18 protein-coding genes are annotated in these 17,895 nt (G+C 52.4%); 9 read left to right on the top strand and 9 right to left on the bottom strand.

All coding sequences use genetic code 11. The features are described 5' to 3' along the window. The first annotated feature begins 25 nt into the window (after positions 1-25). Positions 26-406, top strand: a complete 381-nt coding sequence (locus ACMV5H_RS12325; protein ID WP_037376011.1) for a DUF1622 domain-containing protein — start codon at positions 26-28, stop codon at positions 404-406. Positions 407-443: 37 nt separating this feature from the next. Here the strand turns inward: ACMV5H_RS12325 and ACMV5H_RS12320 are convergent, their stop codons facing one another. Further along, the gene (locus tag ACMV5H_RS12320) at positions 444-1,559 is read right to left on the bottom strand and encodes a GGDEF domain-containing protein (protein ID WP_414821916.1); all 1,116 of its coding nucleotides are present in this window, start codon (positions 1,557-1,559) and stop codon (positions 444-446) included. Between the two features lie 201 nt (positions 1,560-1,760). Between ACMV5H_RS12320 and ACMV5H_RS12315 the strand changes: the two genes are divergently transcribed. Both ACMV5H_RS12315 and dauA read left to right on the top strand, forming a co-directional pair. Further along, positions 1,761-2,246, top strand: a complete 486-nt coding sequence (locus ACMV5H_RS12315; RefSeq protein ID WP_179247600.1) for a heme-degrading domain-containing protein — start codon at positions 1,761-1,763, stop codon at positions 2,244-2,246. A 228-nt stretch (positions 2,247-2,474) separates the two neighbouring features. Further along, entirely contained in the window at positions 2,475-4,166 is a 1,692-nt protein-coding gene (gene dauA / locus ACMV5H_RS12310) for a C4-dicarboxylic acid transporter DauA (RefSeq protein ID WP_021806695.1), read from the top strand. Positions 4,167-4,252: 86 nt separating this feature from the next. On the opposite strand, the gene kdsA is transcribed toward dauA, so the two are convergent. Genes kdsA through hemA form a run of 6 tightly spaced genes read right to left on the bottom strand, consistent with a single transcriptional unit; the run spans position 4,253 to position 9,582 of the window. After that, positions 4,253-5,107 carry a 3-deoxy-8-phosphooctulonate synthase gene (gene kdsA / locus ACMV5H_RS12305; protein WP_414821915.1) on the bottom strand — a complete coding sequence of 285 codons (855 nt, stop codon included), beginning with the start codon at positions 5,105-5,107 and terminating at the stop codon, positions 4,253-4,255. A 38-nt stretch (positions 5,108-5,145) separates the two neighbouring features. Next, positions 5,146-5,955: an invasion regulator SirB1 gene (gene sirB1 / locus ACMV5H_RS12300; RefSeq protein ID WP_021806696.1), complete on the bottom strand. Its 810-nt coding sequence runs from the start codon at positions 5,953-5,955 to the stop codon at positions 5,146-5,148. Next, positions 5,952-6,350, bottom strand: a complete 399-nt coding sequence (locus ACMV5H_RS12295; RefSeq protein WP_021181105.1) for a SirB2 family protein — start codon at positions 6,348-6,350, stop codon at positions 5,952-5,954. The genes sirB1 and ACMV5H_RS12295 overlap by 4 nt, the downstream gene beginning before the upstream one ends. Positions 6,351-6,368: 18 nt before the next feature. Beyond that, entirely contained in the window at positions 6,369-7,202 is an 834-nt protein-coding gene (prmC, locus tag ACMV5H_RS12290) for a peptide chain release factor N(5)-glutamine methyltransferase (protein ID WP_094981377.1), read from the bottom strand. After that, on the bottom strand, positions 7,202-8,287 hold the full coding sequence (prfA, locus tag ACMV5H_RS12285; protein WP_021181103.1) for a peptide chain release factor 1: 1,086 nt from the start codon (positions 8,285-8,287) through the stop codon (positions 7,202-7,204). Before prfA ends, prmC begins: the two co-directional genes overlap by 1 nt. Positions 8,288-8,319: 32 nt before the next feature. Then, positions 8,320-9,582, bottom strand: coding sequence for a glutamyl-tRNA reductase (gene hemA, locus ACMV5H_RS12280; RefSeq protein ID WP_021806698.1), 1,263 nt, complete (start codon positions 9,580-9,582; stop codon positions 8,320-8,322). A 491-nt stretch (positions 9,583-10,073) separates the two neighbouring features. On the opposite strand from hemA, the gene ACMV5H_RS12275 reads away from it, so the two are divergent. The 4 genes from ACMV5H_RS12275 (at position 10,074) to prs (ending at position 14,078) form a co-directional block, all read left to right on the top strand. Then, positions 10,074-11,219: a porin gene (locus ACMV5H_RS12275; RefSeq protein WP_414821914.1), complete on the top strand. Its 1,146-nt coding sequence runs from the start codon at positions 10,074-10,076 to the stop codon at positions 11,217-11,219. A gap of 253 nt (positions 11,220-11,472) precedes the next feature. Beyond that, positions 11,473-12,093: a lipoprotein insertase outer membrane protein LolB gene (gene lolB, locus ACMV5H_RS12270; protein ID WP_021181100.1), complete on the top strand. Its 621-nt coding sequence runs from the start codon at positions 11,473-11,475 to the stop codon at positions 12,091-12,093. Next, entirely contained in the window at positions 12,093-12,959 is an 867-nt protein-coding gene (gene ispE, locus ACMV5H_RS12265; protein ID WP_021806700.1) for a 4-(cytidine 5'-diphospho)-2-C-methyl-D-erythritol kinase, read from the top strand. Before lolB ends, ispE begins: the two co-directional genes overlap by 1 nt. Before the next feature lie 171 nt (positions 12,960-13,130). Beyond that, positions 13,131-14,078: a ribose-phosphate diphosphokinase gene (gene prs, locus ACMV5H_RS12260; protein WP_002211240.1), complete on the top strand. Its 948-nt coding sequence runs from the start codon at positions 13,131-13,133 to the stop codon at positions 14,076-14,078. A 181-nt stretch (positions 14,079-14,259) separates the two neighbouring features. On the opposite strand, the gene ychH is transcribed toward prs, so the two are convergent. Next, a complete protein-coding gene (gene ychH, locus ACMV5H_RS12255; RefSeq protein ID WP_021806701.1) occupies positions 14,260-14,538 on the bottom strand; it encodes a stress-induced protein YchH in 279 nt (92 codons plus the stop codon). Between the two features lie 365 nt (positions 14,539-14,903). On the opposite strand from ychH, the gene pth reads away from it, so the two are divergent. Continuing rightward, complete coding sequence (gene pth, locus ACMV5H_RS12250) at positions 14,904-15,494, top strand: aminoacyl-tRNA hydrolase (RefSeq protein ID WP_414821913.1); 591 nt, start codon at positions 14,904-14,906, stop codon at positions 15,492-15,494. Between the two features lie 25 nt (positions 15,495-15,519). On the opposite strand, the gene ACMV5H_RS12245 is transcribed toward pth, so the two are convergent. Then, positions 15,520-15,765, bottom strand: coding sequence for a hypothetical protein (locus ACMV5H_RS12245; RefSeq protein ID WP_021806703.1), 246 nt, complete (start codon positions 15,763-15,765; stop codon positions 15,520-15,522). 918 nt (positions 15,766-16,683) lie between these two features. Between ACMV5H_RS12245 and ychF the strand changes: the two genes are divergently transcribed. Then, positions 16,684-17,775: a redox-regulated ATPase YchF gene (gene ychF / locus ACMV5H_RS12240; protein WP_414821912.1), complete on the top strand. Its 1,092-nt coding sequence runs from the start codon at positions 16,684-16,686 to the stop codon at positions 17,773-17,775. Positions 17,776-17,895: the final 120 nt, after the last annotated feature.

Here is a 17,895-nt window from a genome sequence, read left to right as displayed (position 1 = left end):
AAACATGGAAAATGGAGCTATCTAATTGGAAAGTATCAAAGAAATAATTATCTATTTCTCTCTAATGCTACAGGTTTTTTTAGAGTTTCTATCCGTTATTTGCGTTTTTGTCGGGTTGGTAAAGGCACTTTATACCACAATAACCAAAGTTAAAAGTCAGTCTATACTCTATTTAATCAGGGCGCGCTTTGGAACCTGGCTTGCTTTGGCGTTAGAGTTTCAATTAGCGGCTGATATCTTGGCAACGACAATCAACCCTAGCATGGAGGAGTTGATTAAACTGGTCATCATTGCCGTGATACGTACATTCCTTAATTACTTTTTATCTAAAGAGTTAGATTATGCCGAAAACAATGTTGCTGTCGAAGCTAAAACCGACGCAACAACGCTGGAAGGAAAAAAGTGAAGACGTAAAAAAAAGCACGGTTAACTCCTGGGCCAGGCTAAGACTTCTTAGCCGCCATAGGGCTAAACTTCCTCCCCAGCTGGGATAACAACATCAACCGGCTGCTGACCACGCGGTTTTTACCCTCGCGTTTAGCGTCATACAGCGCTTCATCCGTCATTTCTATCGCTTTCTCCACCGACATACCGGCCAGATAGAGCGAGGTCCCGATGGAGATGGTCATGCGGATCGGATACCCGTTATCGGTAATAAAATCAAATCCTTCCACCCTGCTGCGAATACGTTCCGCCACGGCAGCAATCTGCTGCGGTTCATAGCTGGAAGTGATGACCATAAACTCCTCGCCACCGTAGCGCCCGACAAAGTCTTCATCGCGAACGCACTCTTGCAAAATGGCCCCTACGCTGGCTAACACACCGTCACCGGCCAAATGGCCATAGGTGTCATTGACCTGTTTGAAATTATCCAAATCCAGCAACATCAGGCCACAAGACTCTCGTTGAGCATGCTGCAGCATCATTTTGTAGTCCACACTGGCACGGTTGTTGATGTGGGTCAGACTGTCGGTCGTCGCCTTGTTGCGCATGGAGAAAAAGGCGTTGATATGGCGCTCTTTAAAGCTCAGGGCGTGGTAGCAAATCGCCAGGCAAAGCGCCGATGCAGCCTGATACAACAGAATATCCAGCCACAGTTCACGGAAGTTGACGAACAAGCCGACCACGGCAATACGGTAAAGCGCAATGATACCGATGGTAAGGTAAAACACCCGGTTCGATTTTTTCCGCCAGACCCCCGATAGCAACAGCGGCAAGATGATCGAACCGATAAACAGATTATCCAGCGTGAAGCCACCGTTAAAGCCAAAGTTTACCAGATAGCACACTATCCCACTGACTGCACCTCCGAAAAACAGCACCAAAATCATCGGGATCATGGCAAAGCTGTAATAAATATTACCGGTGAGCAACAGCCGAGACTGATTCAGATACAACACCGCCAGCCCTGCCAGCACACCAAATAACACCCGTTTGCACACGGCGGACTGGAAGGAAAAAGGGGCATTTTTGCTAAGCGCAAAGTAGGCGACCGACAGCGTGGCATAGGTGATGCACGCGTCACTGTAAAAAGACGAGATCGACGCAATATATGTCATAACTATTCGGCATACTCCAGGATGCGGCAATGAAGTTTTTCGGGTTATTTTTGACAACGGCCCCCTGTAATACCGCTTCCGACAGCGCTCATCATACTAAAAATCACAATGACTAGGCGGGTATATGTTATTGCCAGGCAATCTATGTCCTATCCTCAATTCAGGATAGTCTGTTATCCATCACACCACGGGGAAAATCTGATGAATATCGATGATGAATTGCAAGCGCTGGTGACCCAAGAAACGGACCTTACCTTCCACCATTTCGACCATGCCACCGCGTGGGAGCTGGGTGTAGCGCTAAAAAATGCCGCAGAACATCGCCAATTACCCATCGCTATCGAAATTCAGCTGAACGGACAAACGCTGTTTTATTACGCCATGCCAGGGGCAACGCCAGACATTGCCGACTGGGTGCGGCGCAAGCGCAACGTGGTCAACCATTTTCATAAAAGCTCTTATGCCGTGGGCTTACGCCTGCAACAGCGGCAGGTTACGCTGGAGGAAAGATATGGCCTTAGCGTACGTGACTATGCCGCCCACGGCGGCGCATTCCCTATCAACCTGCTCAATGTGGGTTGCGTCGGTTCCATCTCGCTTTCTGGCTCTCCGCAGCTCGAAGACCATCATCTGTTGGTCAGCACTCTTGCTCTGTTTCTCGGCTTATCCTTACCCGCAGTACACTAAGCGATAAAAGCTGCGCTTTTCCCCCCATCCGCAGCGGACGATCTGCACAGGCTGGCGCTTGGCGCACATAGTCCGCTGAACAAATATAAATTAATCACAATCCAGATGCTTTGATACAAATCTAGGTATCGGCGGGCAGAAAGGGGTATGGTATCTACCAGCTATTCCGAGACGGACCTCCATGGCCCGCCATTCCGTTCTCTTTTATAGACTTGGTTTGCAACTTTGATGAAAACGCACGAAATCAACGGTATCCGCCCTTTCAGCGCCCTGATAGATGCCTGCTGGCGCGAGCCCTATTCCCTTCAACGTCTACTGAAAGATGCCATTGCCGGGGTTACCGTCGGCATCATTGCCATACCGCTGGCGATGGCGCTAGCCATTGCCAGCGGCGTTCCCCCACAGTATGGGCTGTATACCGCCGCCATTGCTGGCATCGTGATCGCCGTCAGCGGCGGTTCGCGCTACAGCGTTTCCGGCCCCACCGCGGCGTTTGTGGTGATCCTGTTCCCCGTTTCACAGCAGTTTGGGCTCTCTGGCTTATTGATTGCCACCATGCTGTCCGGCGTATTCCTGCTGATTATGGGGTTAGCGCGGCTTGGCCGCCTGATCGAGTACATTCCACTTTCGGTCACGCTTGGGTTTACCTCCGGGATTGCCATTACCATCGCCACCATGCAGGTGAAGGATTTCTTTGGCTTACAGCTGGCGGAAGTACCGGAAAACTACATCGGTAAGGTGAATGCGCTGTTGCATGCTTTACCCACCTTGGACTATGGCGATACGCTGATTGGCGTGGTCACTCTGGTAGTCCTGCTGCTCTGGCCAAAGCTGGGGCTGCGTATTCCCGGCCACCTGCCCGCCTTGTTGGCTGGCACCGCAGTGATGGCTATCCTGGCTCAGTTCGATCATCAGGTTGCGACCATTGGCTCTCGTTTCAGTTTCGAACTGGCCGACGGCAGCCAAGGCCAAGGTATCCCGCCGATCCTGCCGCAGTGGTTATTGCCCTGGCATCTGCCTGCTGGCGATGGTAAACCGACGGAACTAAGCTGGCAGCTGCTTTCCGCTCTATTACCGGCAGCCTTTTCCATGGCAATGCTTGGGGCGATCGAATCGCTGCTTTGCGCGGTAGTGTTGGATGGCATGACGGGCAAAAAGCACCACTCCAACGCCGAACTGATTGGCCAGGGCGCGGGTAACATCATCGCCCCGTTCTTCGGGGGGATCACCGCAACCGCCGCCATTGCCCGCTCGGCAGCCAACGTGCGTGCAGGGGCAACCTCACCGGTTTCGGCAATCATCCACTCGTTAATGGTGCTGCTGTCCTTGCTGATGCTGGCACCGTGGCTGTCCTACTTACCGCTGGCGGCGATGGCTTCGCTGTTGCTATTGGTTGCCTGGAACATGAGCGAGGCGCATAAAGTGGTTTATCTGCTGCGCCGGGCGCCTAAAGACGACATTTTGGTGATGCTGCTGTGTATGTCGCTAACGGTACTGTTTGATATGGTGATTGCCATTACCGTTGGCATCGTACTGGCCTCACTGCTGTTTATGCGCCGAATCGCACGCATGACCCGCCTAAGCGAGTTGAGCGCCGAAGATGGCCGGCTGGTGCTGCGCGTCAACGGTCCGCTGTTCTTCGCCGCTGCCGAACGCGTGTTCAACGATCTGCTGGTACGCGGTGAAAACTATCACACCATCGTACTGCAATGGGATGCCGTGCCGGTGCTGGATGCCGGGGGGCTCAACGCGTTGCAACGTTATATCGACGCCCTGCCCGCCGAAAAACAGCTGGTGATCACCGATATTCCATTCCAGCCGCTAAAAACCCTGGCTCGTGCTCGCATGAAGCCAATCGATGGTAAGCTGCATTTCTACCCCACCCTGCCAGAAGCGCTCACCGCGCTGAACGCCCACTAAAGCAAAAGGCCCGACAGCTTAATGTCGGGCCTTCAGATTGGCGGGCGCAGCATGCGCGCCCCCACTGAGCGATTTGTCAGCAGTCGTTAGTTGCTGGTATCCAGCTCAGCAAAGCTTTTCACCAGATCGTCGATGGCTTTCATCTGTACCAGGAACGGTTCCAGCTTATCCAACGGCAACGCCGAAGGACCATCGCATTTGGCATTGCTTGGATCTGGGTGCGCCTCGATAAACAGGCCAGCCAAACCTACCGCCATAGCAGCACGAGCCAACTCGGCAACCTGCGCACGGCGGCCGCCTGAGGCCGCACCAAACGGATCGCGAGTTTGCAGGGCGTGGGTCACGTCAAAGATCACCGGATGACCACCGGTCACATTCTTCATCACGTTGATACCCAACATGTCGACCACCAGGTTGTCATAGCCAAAGTTGCTGCCACGATCGCACAGAATAACCTGATCGTTGCCGCCTTCTTTGAATTTATCAACGATATTACCCATCTGGCCCGGGCTGACGAACTGCGGTTTCTTGACGTTGATCACCGCGCCGGTTTTCGCCATGGCTTCAACCAGGTCGGTCTGGCGTGCCAGGAAGGCGGGCAGCTGGATCACATCAACCACTTCAGAAACTGGCTGCGCCTGTGCGGCTTCGTGCACATCGGTGATAATTTTCACGCCGAAGGTGCTTTTGATTTCCTGGAAAATCTTCATCCCTTCTTCCAGGCCTGGGCCACGGTAAGAATGGATAGATGAACGGTTGGCTTTATCAAAAGAGGCTTTGAAAACGTAAGGGATGCCCAGTTTTTGCGTCACGGTGACATAATGTTCGCAGATGCGCATCGCCAAATCGCGTGATTCCAGTACGTTCATACCGCCGAACAGTACAAACGGCAGATCGTTCGCTACCTTGATGTCGCCAATGCTGACTACTTTCTGTTCCATGCTTGCACCTTATTGATTAATAAATCGGAATCAGTGAATTAATGCAGCGTGACCTGCTTGAGCTCGATGGAGTGGATTTGAATTTTTATCACTTCACTCACCGGGTCTTCAGGACACTGCTCGACAAAATAGTTGAGATCGGAAATGGCGATATGGTTGCATTCCAGCTGGGCATAAATCAAACCACGGTCGCGGATCTCGTAAGGGTCGTCCGGGTCAAAACTCAGCACCGCCTCGCTGGCTCGCAACGCAATTTCCATCTGCTTTTCATCCATCAGCGCGGCTTTCAGCGTATCGAGCATCTTACGCACCACCAGAATGTTTTCCGATTCGTCCAGATCGTCATCTTCCAGTTCAGCCCCCAGCCCCAGATTACCCTTGAGCCAAACCTGCAACTGATGTTCGTTAAGCGTTTCCCCGTTCAGCGGGTTGACCAGCCACATCTCCTCATCCAGCCAGTCAGCACGCATGATCAACTGAGTGGGGAAAATCACCGGCATCAGCGGCAGATCCAACTGGTGGGCAATATGCAGGAAAATGGTTCCCAGAGAGACTGGCGTACCTTGGCGGGCTTCCAACACCTTATCCAGCCAGATAGCGTCAGAGAGCCGATAAACACCGCTGGCACCGCCGAATCCCCAGGTTTTAAAGAATAACTCGATAAGCGCTTCCAACTGCTGATCCTGGTTGAGATCGTCCGGGATGATTGCGCGCGCTTCTTCACTCAACTGTTGTAACTTGCGCTCAACTTCCGCCACCGGAAAGTCCCGCCGAATGATCTTTGATACCAGGATCACCCCCTCACTGAGTGAGGAAGTGTTAAATTCAAAATCGGCAATGCTGCTCATAGGTATCCCATCAAGAACGGTATTTTGGTCGTGGCAAGTTTAACGATCAGATACAGACAGCCCAGTGCCAGAACGAATGCCAAGGTGCGGATATTCCAGCTTTGCGTCTTCTTGCCCAAGGCGACATAGCCCAACAGGATATAGATAATAACGCCAAACAACTTCTCGGTCAGCCACGAGTCCATGCCAAGCAGTGGGTAAAGTTTGAACATCACCACCAGGGCAATACCGGTGGCAAACAGCACCGTATCATTGATATGCGGCGTGATCTTTACCCAGCGCTTGTTGCTCATCGGCGATGCACGCCACTTCCAGAAGAAACGCAGTACAAACAACGTAATGCTGATGGCTACCGTTAATAAATGCAGATGTTTTAGCGCCATGTAAGCGGCCATAGTGGTTTCCTTGGTTTCTTATAGTGGTTTTTGGCCCAGAGTCACGCGATCGTTGCCGCCATAGTCGCGATGCGTTGCCACCGCGATAAATCCCGCAGCATTCAACAGCGTACGTACATTTTCACCCTGTTGCCAACCGTGCTCAAGCAACAGCCAACCCTGCGGCTCTAAATAATCTGCGGCCTGCTGCACGATCGCCGCCAGATCGGCCAGACCCTGCTCGGCGGCCACTAGCGCACTGCCAGGTTCAAAGCGGACATCGCCCTGCGCAAGGTGAGGATCGGCTTCATCAATATAGGGGGGGTTACTGGCGATCAGCGCAAACTTTTGCCCGGCGACCGGCGTAAACCAGCTCCCTTGCAAAAAGCGCGCATTGTTAATCGCCAGTTTTTGCGCGTTATGCTGCGCCAGCGCCACGGCTTCCGGTTGCAGATCGATGCCGGTAAGCTGGCAGTCTGGCCGTTCGCTGGCTAACGCCAGGGCAATCGCGCCGGTACCGGTACCAAGATCCAGAATGGCACACGGCGTTGCGGGCAGGCGCTCCAGAGCCAACTCCACCAAACATTCGGTATCCGGGCGCGGGATTAGCGTAGCGGGCGAAACCGAGAGCGGAAGCGACCAGAACTCACGCTCGCCAACCAGATACGCCACCGGTTCCCCGCGTTCACGGCGAGCCAGCAGCACCGTTAGCTTCTCAGCCTGCTCTGCCGTCAGCAGAGTTTCGCCAAATGCCAACAGGTAGGTTCTGGCCCGACCGGTTACGAAACCCAACAGGATCTCCGCATCACGTTTGGCGCTATCACTGTGCGTCAGGCGTAAGGTCGCGGTTTTCAGCCAGGTTTGATAATCCATTACTCAGGCTCGGCAGAGAGTGCAGCCAACTGATCGGCCTGGTATTCCTGCACGATCGGCTGGATTAGCATATCAAGCTTGCCTTCCATCACCTCATCCAGACGATACAGCGTCAGGTTGATACGGTGGTCGGTCACACGCCCCTGCGGGAAGTTATAGGTACGGTTACGATCGGAACGGTCGCCGGTGCCCAGCAGGTTGCGGCGGGTGGAAGCCTCTGCCAACTGGCGTTTCGCCATCTCTGCCGCGCGGATACGTGCCCCAAGCACCGACATCGCCTTGGCTTTGTTCTTGTGCTGTGAACGTTCGTCCTGGCATTCAACCACAATGCCGGTTGGCAAGTGGGTAATACGGATCGCCGAATCGGTGGTGTTAACGTGCTGGCCACCGGCCCCGGAAGAACGGAAGGTATCGATTTTCAGATCGCCCGCATTGATTTCTGGCAGCTCCGCCTCTGGCACCGCTGGCATCACCGCCACCGTGCAGGCAGAGGTATGAATACGCCCCTGAGATTCGGTTTCCGGCACGCGCTGAACGCGGTGACCGCCAGATTCAAACTTCAGTTGACCGTAAACGCCGTCGCCAGACACTTTGGCAATCACCTCTTTGTAACCGCCGTGCTCGCCCACGTTTTCGCTCATGATCTCAACTCGCCAGCGGCGAGTTTCAGCGTAACGGCTATACATACGGAACAGATCGCCAGCAAAGATGGCCGCTTCGTCGCCACCGGTTCCGGCGCGCACTTCGAGGAAGCAGTCGCGCTCATCGTCCGGATCCTTGGGCAGCAGTAACACCTGCAGCTGTTGTTCCAGTTCTTCCGTCGCCGCTTTGGCCTGTTTCAGCTCTTCCTGCGCCATTTCACGCATTTCCGGATCGTCCAGCATCATTTCTGCCGTGGCGAGATCGTCCTGCACCTGACGCCATTCCAGAAAACAACGGCTGACGTCGGTCAACTGCGCATATTCGCGCGACAGGCCACGGAACCGATCCTGATCGGCAATGACACTGGCATCGCCGAGCAGCGCCTGAACTTCTTCATGGCGCTCTTGTAACGCTTCCAGTTTGGCAACAATAGAAGGCTTCATGCGTGGTTTTAAACCCTGTTAATAAAAGAGAACTAATGCTGATCCAGCCCGAGGCTGTCGCGTAAAATGTGCAACCGCTCCATGTCGCCGTCACCGGCGGCCTGCTGGAGGGATTTGGTAGGGGCATGAATAAGACGATTGGTTAATCTGTGGGCCAGCTCATGGATCACCTGCTCCACGTTAGCGCCTTGAGCAATCGCTGCCAGCGCTTTTGACTCCATTTCCGCACGGATTTGATCGGCCTGCGAACGGTAGTCTCTGATGGTATCTGTCGCGCCCTGTGAGCGCAGCCAGGTCATGAAATTGCTGCTTTCCTGCTGCACAATGGTCTCGGCCTGTACGGCCGCCGCCTGCCGTTGTGCCATATTGCTCTGAATAATGGCCTGCAGGTCATCCACGGTGTAGAGATAGGCGTTCGCCAGTTTGCCCACTTCCGGCTCTATATCGCGCGGAACGGCAATATCCACCAGCAACATCGGCTGGTTGCGGCGTGCCTTCAGGGCCCGCTCGACCATGCCCTTGCCGATGATGGGCAACGGGCTGGCGGTGGAGCTGATAATGATATCGGCATCTGCCAGACGTGCGTCAATCTCCGGCAATGAGATCACCTCTGCCCCCACCTCTTGCGCCAAGACCTGGGCGCGTTCACGGGTGCGGTTAGCGATGATCATATGCTGCACTTTATGCTCACGCAGATGGCGGGCAACCAGCTCGATCGTTTCCCCCGCGCCGACCAACAGCACATTCAGTTCGGCAAGAGATTCGAAGATTTGACGCGCCAACGCACAGGCGGCAAAGGCAACGGATACCGCGCTGGCACCGATTTCGGTTTCAGTGCGTACACGCTTGGCAACGGAGAAGGATTTCTGAAACAGGCGCTCCAGCTCACCGGAAAGTGACTGACCACGCTGGGATTCGGCAAAAGCTTTCTTTACCTGCCCGAGGATCTGGGGTTCACCCAGTACCAAAGAGTCTAACCCGCTGGCAACGCGCATCAGGTGGCTGACGGCCTCGTCGCCGTGATGCCAATACAGGCTTTTGCGCACGTCTTCCGCACGCAGATGGTGATAATCACATAACCAGGCTACCAGTTGTTCATGCAGATGATCCTGCTGCTCCACGCTGAGGTACAGCTCGGTGCGGTTACAGGTAGACAGCACAACGCCGCCCTGCACCAATGGCTGTTGCAGCAAGCTATTCAGCGCCTTGTCGATCGACTCTGGGGAGAAGGTCACCCGTTCTCGCAGAGAAACCGGAGCGGTTTTGTGATTAATACCTAACGCCAGAAGGGTCATTGCTTCGAGTAATACTTCTCTTGGTACGGGTTCTCGTTGTCCGGCATTCTACTTGATGCGCGACATCAATTAAAGTGACAACCGCATCTTCCGGCCAATCGCTGGTATTGGCGGGACAAATCCGTCAGCACGACAAAACTCGGTATGTTTCAAACTCCTCAGAAACCTCAAGGGAAAAACGCTGAAATGCAGCGCTAGCCCTTGCAAACGCCCCTTTCAGCCTGGCTGGCGACATCCTTCGTATTCCCACTGCTTAACATTACACATTACTGATAATCGCAATAAGTTACGGTTTCCATTGTTTTAATTGCAATTTTTTCGGCATGTTCCCATAATCCCGCAAAATGGTTAGCTGACGAACTATTTACATAGAAACCGTTTCGGGATTTCACTTTCTGTTTCCGGAAAGTGAGCAAACCAGAAAGCCCCAGGCTGTGTTGGCCGATGGATGGGTTTTCGTATCTTGAGCAGCACGTAAGAAGGGACGTTCAATGAAATTACGTAGATTAAGCCAGGCGGTTACCGCAGGGCTCATAGCGGGTTGTAGCGCATTCGCAGCACATGCTGAAATCACCCTATTAAAGCAGGACCCGCAAGCGGGCGATCCCCTTAGCCGCCTCACCTTTACCGTTGGCGGCAGTATTCGTCCTCAGTTCAATATGATGACTGGCGATGGCGATAACGGCTCTTATAAACGCAACGGTTTTGACGGCGGCACACGTTTTCGCTTCGCCACCGATTACTATCTGTTCGACGACATCAGTTGGATCAACTATTACGAGTTAGGCGTCAACATCCCGGCGCTGTTCAGTTGGGACAATCACTACGCCGAGGGTGCCAACAACACCTCGCGGCGCATGCTGTATACCGGTTTAAAAAGCAAAACCTGGGGCCAATTGACCTACGGTAAGCAAAACAGCGTTTATTACGACGTGGTCGGGGCCAAAACCGACATCTGGGATTACGACATGCTTGCCCAAGCGCCGGGCAACGGCATTAACGGCGATTATGACGGTTCCTATCGTTCACGCAGCATGCTGAAATATAAAAATACCTTTGGCGACGCTGACCTTTATGCCGCTTACCTGTTCAACGACGATGAATACTTGCCAGGTAACGGCCTGCGCTACAAGCGCAAGGGCGGCGGTTCGCTGGGTGTGGATTATCACTTGACCAAAGACCTCACCTGGGGCACCGCCTGGAACTACACCAGCGCCGAGATGCGCAACCCCAGTAATAACGACAACAAAGACTACAATCAGAACATCATCGGTACCGCATTGAGCTGGAAGCCGGATAACTGGACGCTCAGCTTCGGCGGCGGCTGGTATGACAACTACCTGACTACCAAGAAGAAGGATGTTAACAACTACTTCGCAGGGGATGCCTGGGGGATTGAATACTTCGCCGGTTATAGCTTCCCGGTTGGCGAATACGCGGTGAAATCCATCATGCCTTACTTTATGGGCGACCGCCTGCAGTACACCACTGGCCGCGATTATCAGCGTATTGATAATGGCTTGGGGATCTCCTTCCAGTTTGACTACGGTTTCCGCGCCGACGTTGAACACGTGCTGACGTCCAGCACCGATAATCTGGGCGATATGACGGTTGTTCGTTTGCGTTACGATTTCTGACCCACCAAAGCGCGCCATTATACGGCGCGCTTTGAGGGCAGACTCGCTCTGAAGGGGCGTGGCATGCTACGCCCACAGATTTCCAACCCAAAAAGCTCCGCCATCGTTTACAATCCTCCCCACGCCAGACACCACCCTTGCCGCAAGGCTTTTGCGCCATTGTATTATTGACGTTACGCCACTCGCCCGTTAGCGTGGTGGCAGAAATGCTAACCCGCACTGCCCCGCAAGGACAAAAGGACAACAAAACGTTATGCCTATCCGCAAAGTTAGTTTGCTTCGCCTGATCCCATTAGCCAGCCTGGTGCTGACGGCCTGTACCCTCACCAAGCCTGGCCCGGCCACCAGCCCGACGTCTCCGCAGTGGCTCGCTCATGAGCAAGCGGTGCAACAGCTTGAGCAATATCAGACCCGGGGCGCTTTCGCTTACCTTACCGATCAGAAGAAAGTCTATGCTCGCTTCTTCTGGCAACAATACACGCCCGACCGCTACCGCCTGCTGCTGACCAATCCGCTTGGCAGCACCGAGCTTGAACTTAACGTGCAAAAAAGCGTAGTGCAGCTAACGGATAACCAGGGCAAACGCTATGTCAGCGACAACCCGGAAGAGATGATCCGCAAGCTGACCGGCATGCAGATCCCGCTGGATAACCTGCGCCAGTGGATGCTTGGCCTGCCAGGGCAAGCCACCGACTTCAGCCTGGACTCCCAGTACCGCCTGAACAAGCTGACCTACAAACAGGGCGATCTGACCTGGGTTGTCACCTATCAGGACTACAACACCGATCTCAAAATCCCGTTACCGAGCCGCCTTGAGCTGCAACAGGGCGATCAACGCATCAAGCTGAAAATGGATAACTGGACGCTCAAGTGATGATCCACCAATGGCCCTCCCCGGCAAAGCTGAACCTGTTTCTCTATATCACCGGCCGTCGAGCAGACGGCTACCATCAGTTGCAAACGCTGTTCCAGTTCCTGGATTACGGCGATACGCTCACCATCGTTCCCCGCCAGGATGACCAGATCCAGCTGCTAACGCCCGTAGAAGGGGTGCCAGATGAGCAGAACCTGATTGTTCGGGCCGCTCGTCTGTTACAGCAACATTGCACTACCCATTCCATTGCCACCCTTCCCCGTGGGGCAGACATCAGCATCGACAAGCGCTTGCCGATGGGTGGCGGCCTTGGCGGCGGCTCTTCCAACGCGGCGACGGTACTGGTCGCGCTGAATGAACTTTGGCAATGTGGCCTGAGCGACGACCAGTTGGCCGATATGGGGCTAACCCTAGGTGCCGATGTCCCGGTTTTTGTGCGCGGCCATGCGGCATTTGCCGAAGGGATTGGTGAGCAACTACAGCCAGCAAATCCGGTAGAAAAGTGGTATTTGGTCGCTCATCCCGGTGTCAGCATCCCCACACCGGTGATTTTTGCCGATGCCGAATTAAAAAGAGACACCCCGGTTCGCCCGCTGAACGCCCTATTACAGGCACCTTACGCAAATGATTGCGAACCGATCGCAAGAAAACGTTTTCGCGAGGTTGAACAGCTTCTTTCATGGCTGTTACAATACGCGCCGTCACGCCTGACTGGCACAGGTGCTTGTGTGTTTGCAGAATTCGACTCCGAGCCCGCCGCTCTTCAGGTGTTAAATCAAGCCCCGGCCTGGTTGCGTGGATTTGTAGCGCGTGGCGTTAACGTCTCACCACTACATCGCATCCGTTCCGGGCAGTTTGAGCCGTAGCTCAACGTGTCGTTGCGCAGGGTCGTCTACCTGGCCCTGTCATCTCTGCGCTGCTCTGCAGTTCAAGTTAGTTTTACACACCCGTATGTATATTGCGTCGGCGTCGCCAACTGCCCCTTGGCGAAGACCGTATGACAATATCTTCTCTGGACGCATGCTGAGGTTCTTCTCGTGCCTGATATGAAGCTTTTTGCTGGTAACGCCACCCCGGAACTAGCACAACGTATTGCCAACCGTTTGTACACCAGCCTTGGTGACGCCGCTGTAGGTCGTTTTAGCGACGGCGAAGTGAGCGTGCAAATCAACGAAAATGTACGCGGCGGTGATATTTTCATCATCCAGTCCACCTGTGCCCCCACCAACGACAACCTGATGGAACTGGTTGTTATGGTTGATGCCCTGCGTCGCGCCTCCGCAGGTCGTATTACTGCTGTAATTCCTTACTTCGGCTATGCCCGCCAGGATCGCCGCGTGCGTTCTGCGCGTGTGCCAATCACTGCCAAAGTTGTTGCCGACTTCCTCTCCAGCGTAGGGGTTGACCGCGTATTGACAGTCGATCTGCATGCCGAGCAGATCCAAGGTTTCTTCGATGTCCCGGTAGATAACGTATTCGGAAGCCCGATCCTGCTGGAAGACATGTTGCAACAGAACCTGGAAAACCCGATCGTGGTTTCCCCAGATATCGGTGGTGTCGTGCGCGCCCGCGCGATCGCCAAACTGCTGAACGATACCGACATGGCCATCATTGATAAACGTCGCCCTCGCGCAAACGTTTCTCAGGTGATGCATATTATCGGGGACGTGGCAGGCCGTGACTGCGTACTGGTCGATGACATGATCGATACCGGTGGTACCTTGTGTAAAGCAGCCGAAGCGTTGAAAGAACGCGGTGCCAAGCGCGTATTTGCCTACGCCACGCACCCGATCTTCTCCGGTAACGCCGTGGATAACATCAGGAACTCGGTGATTGATGAAGTGATCGTCTGTGACACTATTCCGCTGTCAGCAGAAATCAAGGCGTTGAAAAACGTCCGTACTCTGACCTTGTCCGGTATGTTGGCTGAAGCTATCCGCCGTATCAGCAATGAAGAGTCAATTTCCGCGATGTTCGAACATTAATCCCTTCTCTGGCGCAGTTTACCTCCACTGCGCCAGGTTGTTCGGGTGAACATCTCAGAAAACGAAAAACCCGTTGAAGCGTGAGCAACAACGGGTTTTTTACGGGATGCGGGACATAACCTTAAACCTTATACGGCCAAGCTCCCTTGCCTTTGTACGCCAGATCCCTGGTTGTGGTTAATCAATGCGAGGGGCGGCGCGGGTTGTCTTGGCAGCGTTTGTCAAAGTGTTTTACCCACCAATAACGATCTGCTACCCGCTCGCGCCCACCAATACGTGCACCGGCCAGCCATAACAAGGCGCCGATAAAGATACTCATGATGGCGCCGTGGGCAAAGAGCTGCGGCAAATTGAACTGTGATACTTCAGCCAGGATGGAGTATCCCACCCCGCCAACCATTACCACCATACCCATTCCCATTAAAACGTTGCCAATGACCTCAGCGTTTTTACGTTTCATATGCCACCTCCAGAGTGCCATGTGCCAATAGCGGGAAAATCCTAACTCGTTATCCCACTTTGATTAGTTAAGTATAGTCATTATTTCAGCATGGGTATTGCGTGACCGATCACAAATGGCAACTAAAGGCTGACAATTCTTTACTTTATGTTAAAAGTTAGCGAGATAACTGAATTATTTTACTAATGTATTATTCACTTTTCAGCTATTCACGGGGGCGACGCCAGATTTTTGTCATTCTGCACGCAGGCAGGTACACTAACGGCCTATAAATTTCGAGCTGTGCCGCTGTGAAACCTCAGGCGATTGCAACCTGGAAGGCAACGGGCACGCCCTTTCCATTTTTCTAGCATAGTGAATCTCTTGTGAGCAGTATCAAACTGATTGTTGGCCTGGCCAACCCGGGCGCTGAGTATGCCCAGACACGGCACAATGCCGGTGCATGGTATGTTGACCTACTGGCGCAACGCTACAACCAGCCGTTGAAGGAAGAGAGTAAGTTCTTCGGTTACACCACACGCCTGAATTTGGCCGGTAACGACGTTCGGCTGTTGGTTCCTACTACCTTTATGAACCTGAGTGGTAAAGCCGTTGGCGCCTTGGCTACCTTCTACCGGATTCTGCCGGAGGAGATCCTGGTAGCCCACGACGAGTTGGATCTGCCACCGGGAGTGGCGAAACTCAAATTAGGTGGCAGCAACGGTGGTCACAATGGCCTGAAGGATATCCAGAGCAAGCTGGGCAATAACCCGAACTTTTATCGCTTGCGTATTGGCATCGGCCACCCAGGTGATAAAAACAAGGTGGTAGGCTTTGTGCTGGGTAAGCCGCCAGCATCAGAGCAAACGCTGATTGATGATGCCATCGATGAGTCGCTACGTTGCACGGAGATCTTGCTGAAGGAAGGTATGACTAAAGCCATGAATCGTTTGCATGCATTTAAAGCGACTAGCTAAGCGGTTAGGCCAAGTAATGTGACTATCACTTGCTTGGCCTACTACTTATCGGGCAATAGCGGCACAGTTTGCGGGTACAGCATGGTTGCACGCTGTTTTGCACAACAACATCAACCACATCCGGCGTAGTTTTCTTTTTCAAATCCGCATTTCCACCAAAAAAAGGCCGCTCAATCAGGCTCTTCCTCCGCTCGTTCCTGAAATGAATAATAAAAGAAATAACTGAAAGTAATAATAAAATCGGTGCGGAAAGCACATCAATCCCATTCATGGAATAAATTCCTCCTTGAATTCAAATAGCACAGCAAATAATACGCGGATAATATCTTAAAAAAATACGCCCAACAATACTTATAGTTAAATTTATCGTTAACCCTCTCGGCATACCTCAATATAATTAAGATATTACTTAGGCATTAGAGGCAATATCTTACTTGCTGTATAGGATAATTCTTTTAATTGAAGCAGATAAATCTTATATATTCAAAATCAGCATCAGTTATATATTAAATATATTAACTATTCAGGCTTAATACAAAGAACCATTCAAAAAATAAAAAAACAACAATAAAAACATGGCAATAGGGTAATTACTTATTGAAAAAAAAACGGTTGTAAATCGACAGCACGAACAAATAATAATCATATTTATTACAAGATTCAGCTTAAAATTAATGGATTTCCCAGCCTATATAGATAGCCCACCATAAGACAAGTTACAACTTGAGGTTTAACGTTCTGTAACTCTTTACCCGCTGTAATCCGCCAGCTTTTATTATGATATGTTGCCAGGTCATACATTAGATGAGGAACAGCACGCCTCAGAATAACCCTATACAAAAAGTGCCTTTGTGGATAAACATGCATTTAAAATAAAACATTAACTCACTTATATTACTAAATATCTGATAACAAATAGCCAGAATAATCTCCGCTATTAGTGTTCTATGGCCTTTTGCCAGATGTATTCAACCTGGATCTGTACCTTGCCTACAGAACACCTCTACCGACGTTGAATTGAGCCGACCCGGGCGTTAGCAGCCGTAAGGAACACCTCAGGTGATAGCGCCAGCAACGGGCAGATCGAGATAACTGCCCATTACGTGTATAATGGCGGGATAATTTCGTCCTTTATGCAGCAGGCTAATGTTAACCTGTTGATAGTCAAGATATTTAAGGTGATATAAACATGGGATTCAAATGCGGTATCGTCGGTCTGCCTAACGTTGGCAAATCCACCCTGTTCAATGCGTTGACCAAAGCGGGTATCGAAGCGGCCAACTTCCCGTTCTGTACCATTGAACCCAATACCGGCGTGGTACCGATGCCCGATGCACGTCTGGATCAACTGGCTGAGATCGTCAAACCACAACGCATTCTGCCCACCACCATGGAATTCGTTGATATCGCAGGGCTGGTAAAAGGGGCTTCCAAAGGCGAAGGCCTGGGTAACCAGTTCCTGACCAACATCCGTGAAACGGAAGCCATCGGCCACGTGGTGCGTTGCTTTGAAAATGACAACATCATTCACGTGAATAACAAAGTGGATCCGGCAGACGATATCGACGTCATCAACACCGAGTTGGCGCTGTCCGACCTTGATACCTGCGAACGCGCCATCCACCGTGTGCAAAAGAAAGCCAAAGGCGGCGATAAAGACGCAAAAGCCGAATTGGCCGCACTGGAAAAATGCCTGCCGCAGTTGGAAAACGCCGGTATGCTGCGTGCGCTGGATCTGACTACTGAAGATAAAGCCGCGATCCGCTACCTGAGCTTCCTGACCCTGAAGCCAACCATGTACATTGCCAACGTTAACGAAGACGGTTTTGAGAACAACCCGTATCTGGATGTTGTACGCAAGATTGCTGCCGAAGAAGGTTCCGTGGTGGTAGCGGTTTGCGCCGCTGTCGAATCCGACATCGCAGAGCTGGAAGATGAAGACCGCGCTGAATTTATGGCTGAGTTGGGTCTGGAAGAACCAGGTCTGAACCGCGTGATCCGCGCAGGTTATGAATTGCTCAATCTGCAAACCTACTTCACCGCTGGCGTGAAGGAAGTGCGTGCCTGGACCATCCCAGTTGGCGCTACTGCCCCGCAAGCGGCCGGTAAAATCCATACCGACTTTGAAAAAGGCTTTATCCGTGCGCAGACCATCGCCTTTGAAGACTTTATCACCTACAAGGGTGAGCAAGGTGCCAAAGAGGCCGGCAAGATGCGTTCAGAAGGGAAAGACTACGTCGTTAAAGATGGCGATGTGATGAACTTCTTGTTTAACGTCTAAATGATGTCACTCATCTCAGTATGATCTATGAAGACCAAGTAAAACACTTAAAATCCACGCCTCGCGTGGATTTTTTTGTGATTTTCACTCTATCTACCATGTTGAGAGCAGGCATATCCA

This window comes from Serratia sp. N21D137 (assembly GCF_047530005.1).
In the GTDB taxonomy this organism is placed as follows: Bacteria; Pseudomonadota; Gammaproteobacteria; order Enterobacterales; family Enterobacteriaceae; genus Chania; species Chania fonticola_B.
This window is presented reverse-complemented; position numbering and strand designations above follow the sequence as displayed.

Bases quoted from the DNA above. Each gene is read 5' to 3' on its own strand.
- ACMV5H_RS12295 (WP_021181105.1), bottom strand. From the start codon at position 6,350: ATGGCCGCTTACATGGCGCTAAAACATCTGCATTTATTAACGGTAGCC.
- prfA (WP_021181103.1), bottom strand. From the start codon at position 8,287: ATGAAGCCTTCTATTGTTGCCAAACTGGAAGCGTTACAAGAGCGCCAT.
- ychF (WP_414821912.1), top strand. From the start codon at position 16,684: ATGGGATTCAAATGCGGTATCGTCGGTCTGCCTAACGTTGGCAAATCC.
- ACMV5H_RS12315 (WP_179247600.1), top strand. From the start codon at position 1,761: ATGAATATCGATGATGAATTGCAAGCGCTGGTGACCCAAGAAACGGAC.
- kdsA (WP_414821915.1), bottom strand. From the start codon at position 5,107: ATGGAACAGAAAGTAGTCAGCATTGGCGACATCAAGGTAGCGAACGAT.
- sirB1 (WP_021806696.1), bottom strand. From the start codon at position 5,955: ATGAGCAGCATTGCCGATTTTGAATTTAACACTTCCTCACTCAGTGAG.
- ACMV5H_RS12320 (WP_414821916.1), bottom strand. From the start codon at position 1,559: ATGACATATATTGCGTCGATCTCGTCTTTTTACAGTGACGCGTGCATC.
- dauA (WP_021806695.1), top strand. From the start codon at position 2,475: ATGAAAACGCACGAAATCAACGGTATCCGCCCTTTCAGCGCCCTGATA.
- ACMV5H_RS12275 (WP_414821914.1), top strand. From the start codon at position 10,074: ATGAAATTACGTAGATTAAGCCAGGCGGTTACCGCAGGGCTCATAGCG.
- prmC (WP_094981377.1), bottom strand. From the start codon at position 7,202: ATGGATTATCAAACCTGGCTGAAAACCGCGACCTTACGCCTGACGCAC.
- ispE (WP_021806700.1), top strand. From the start codon at position 12,093: ATGATCCACCAATGGCCCTCCCCGGCAAAGCTGAACCTGTTTCTCTAT.
- ychH (WP_021806701.1), bottom strand. From the start codon at position 14,538: ATGAAACGTAAAAACGCTGAGGTCATTGGCAACGTTTTAATGGGAATG.
- ACMV5H_RS12245 (WP_021806703.1), bottom strand. From the start codon at position 15,765: ATGAATGGGATTGATGTGCTTTCCGCACCGATTTTATTATTACTTTCA.
- lolB (WP_021181100.1), top strand. From the start codon at position 11,473: ATGCCTATCCGCAAAGTTAGTTTGCTTCGCCTGATCCCATTAGCCAGC.
- hemA (WP_021806698.1), bottom strand. From the start codon at position 9,582: ATGACCCTTCTGGCGTTAGGTATTAATCACAAAACCGCTCCGGTTTCT.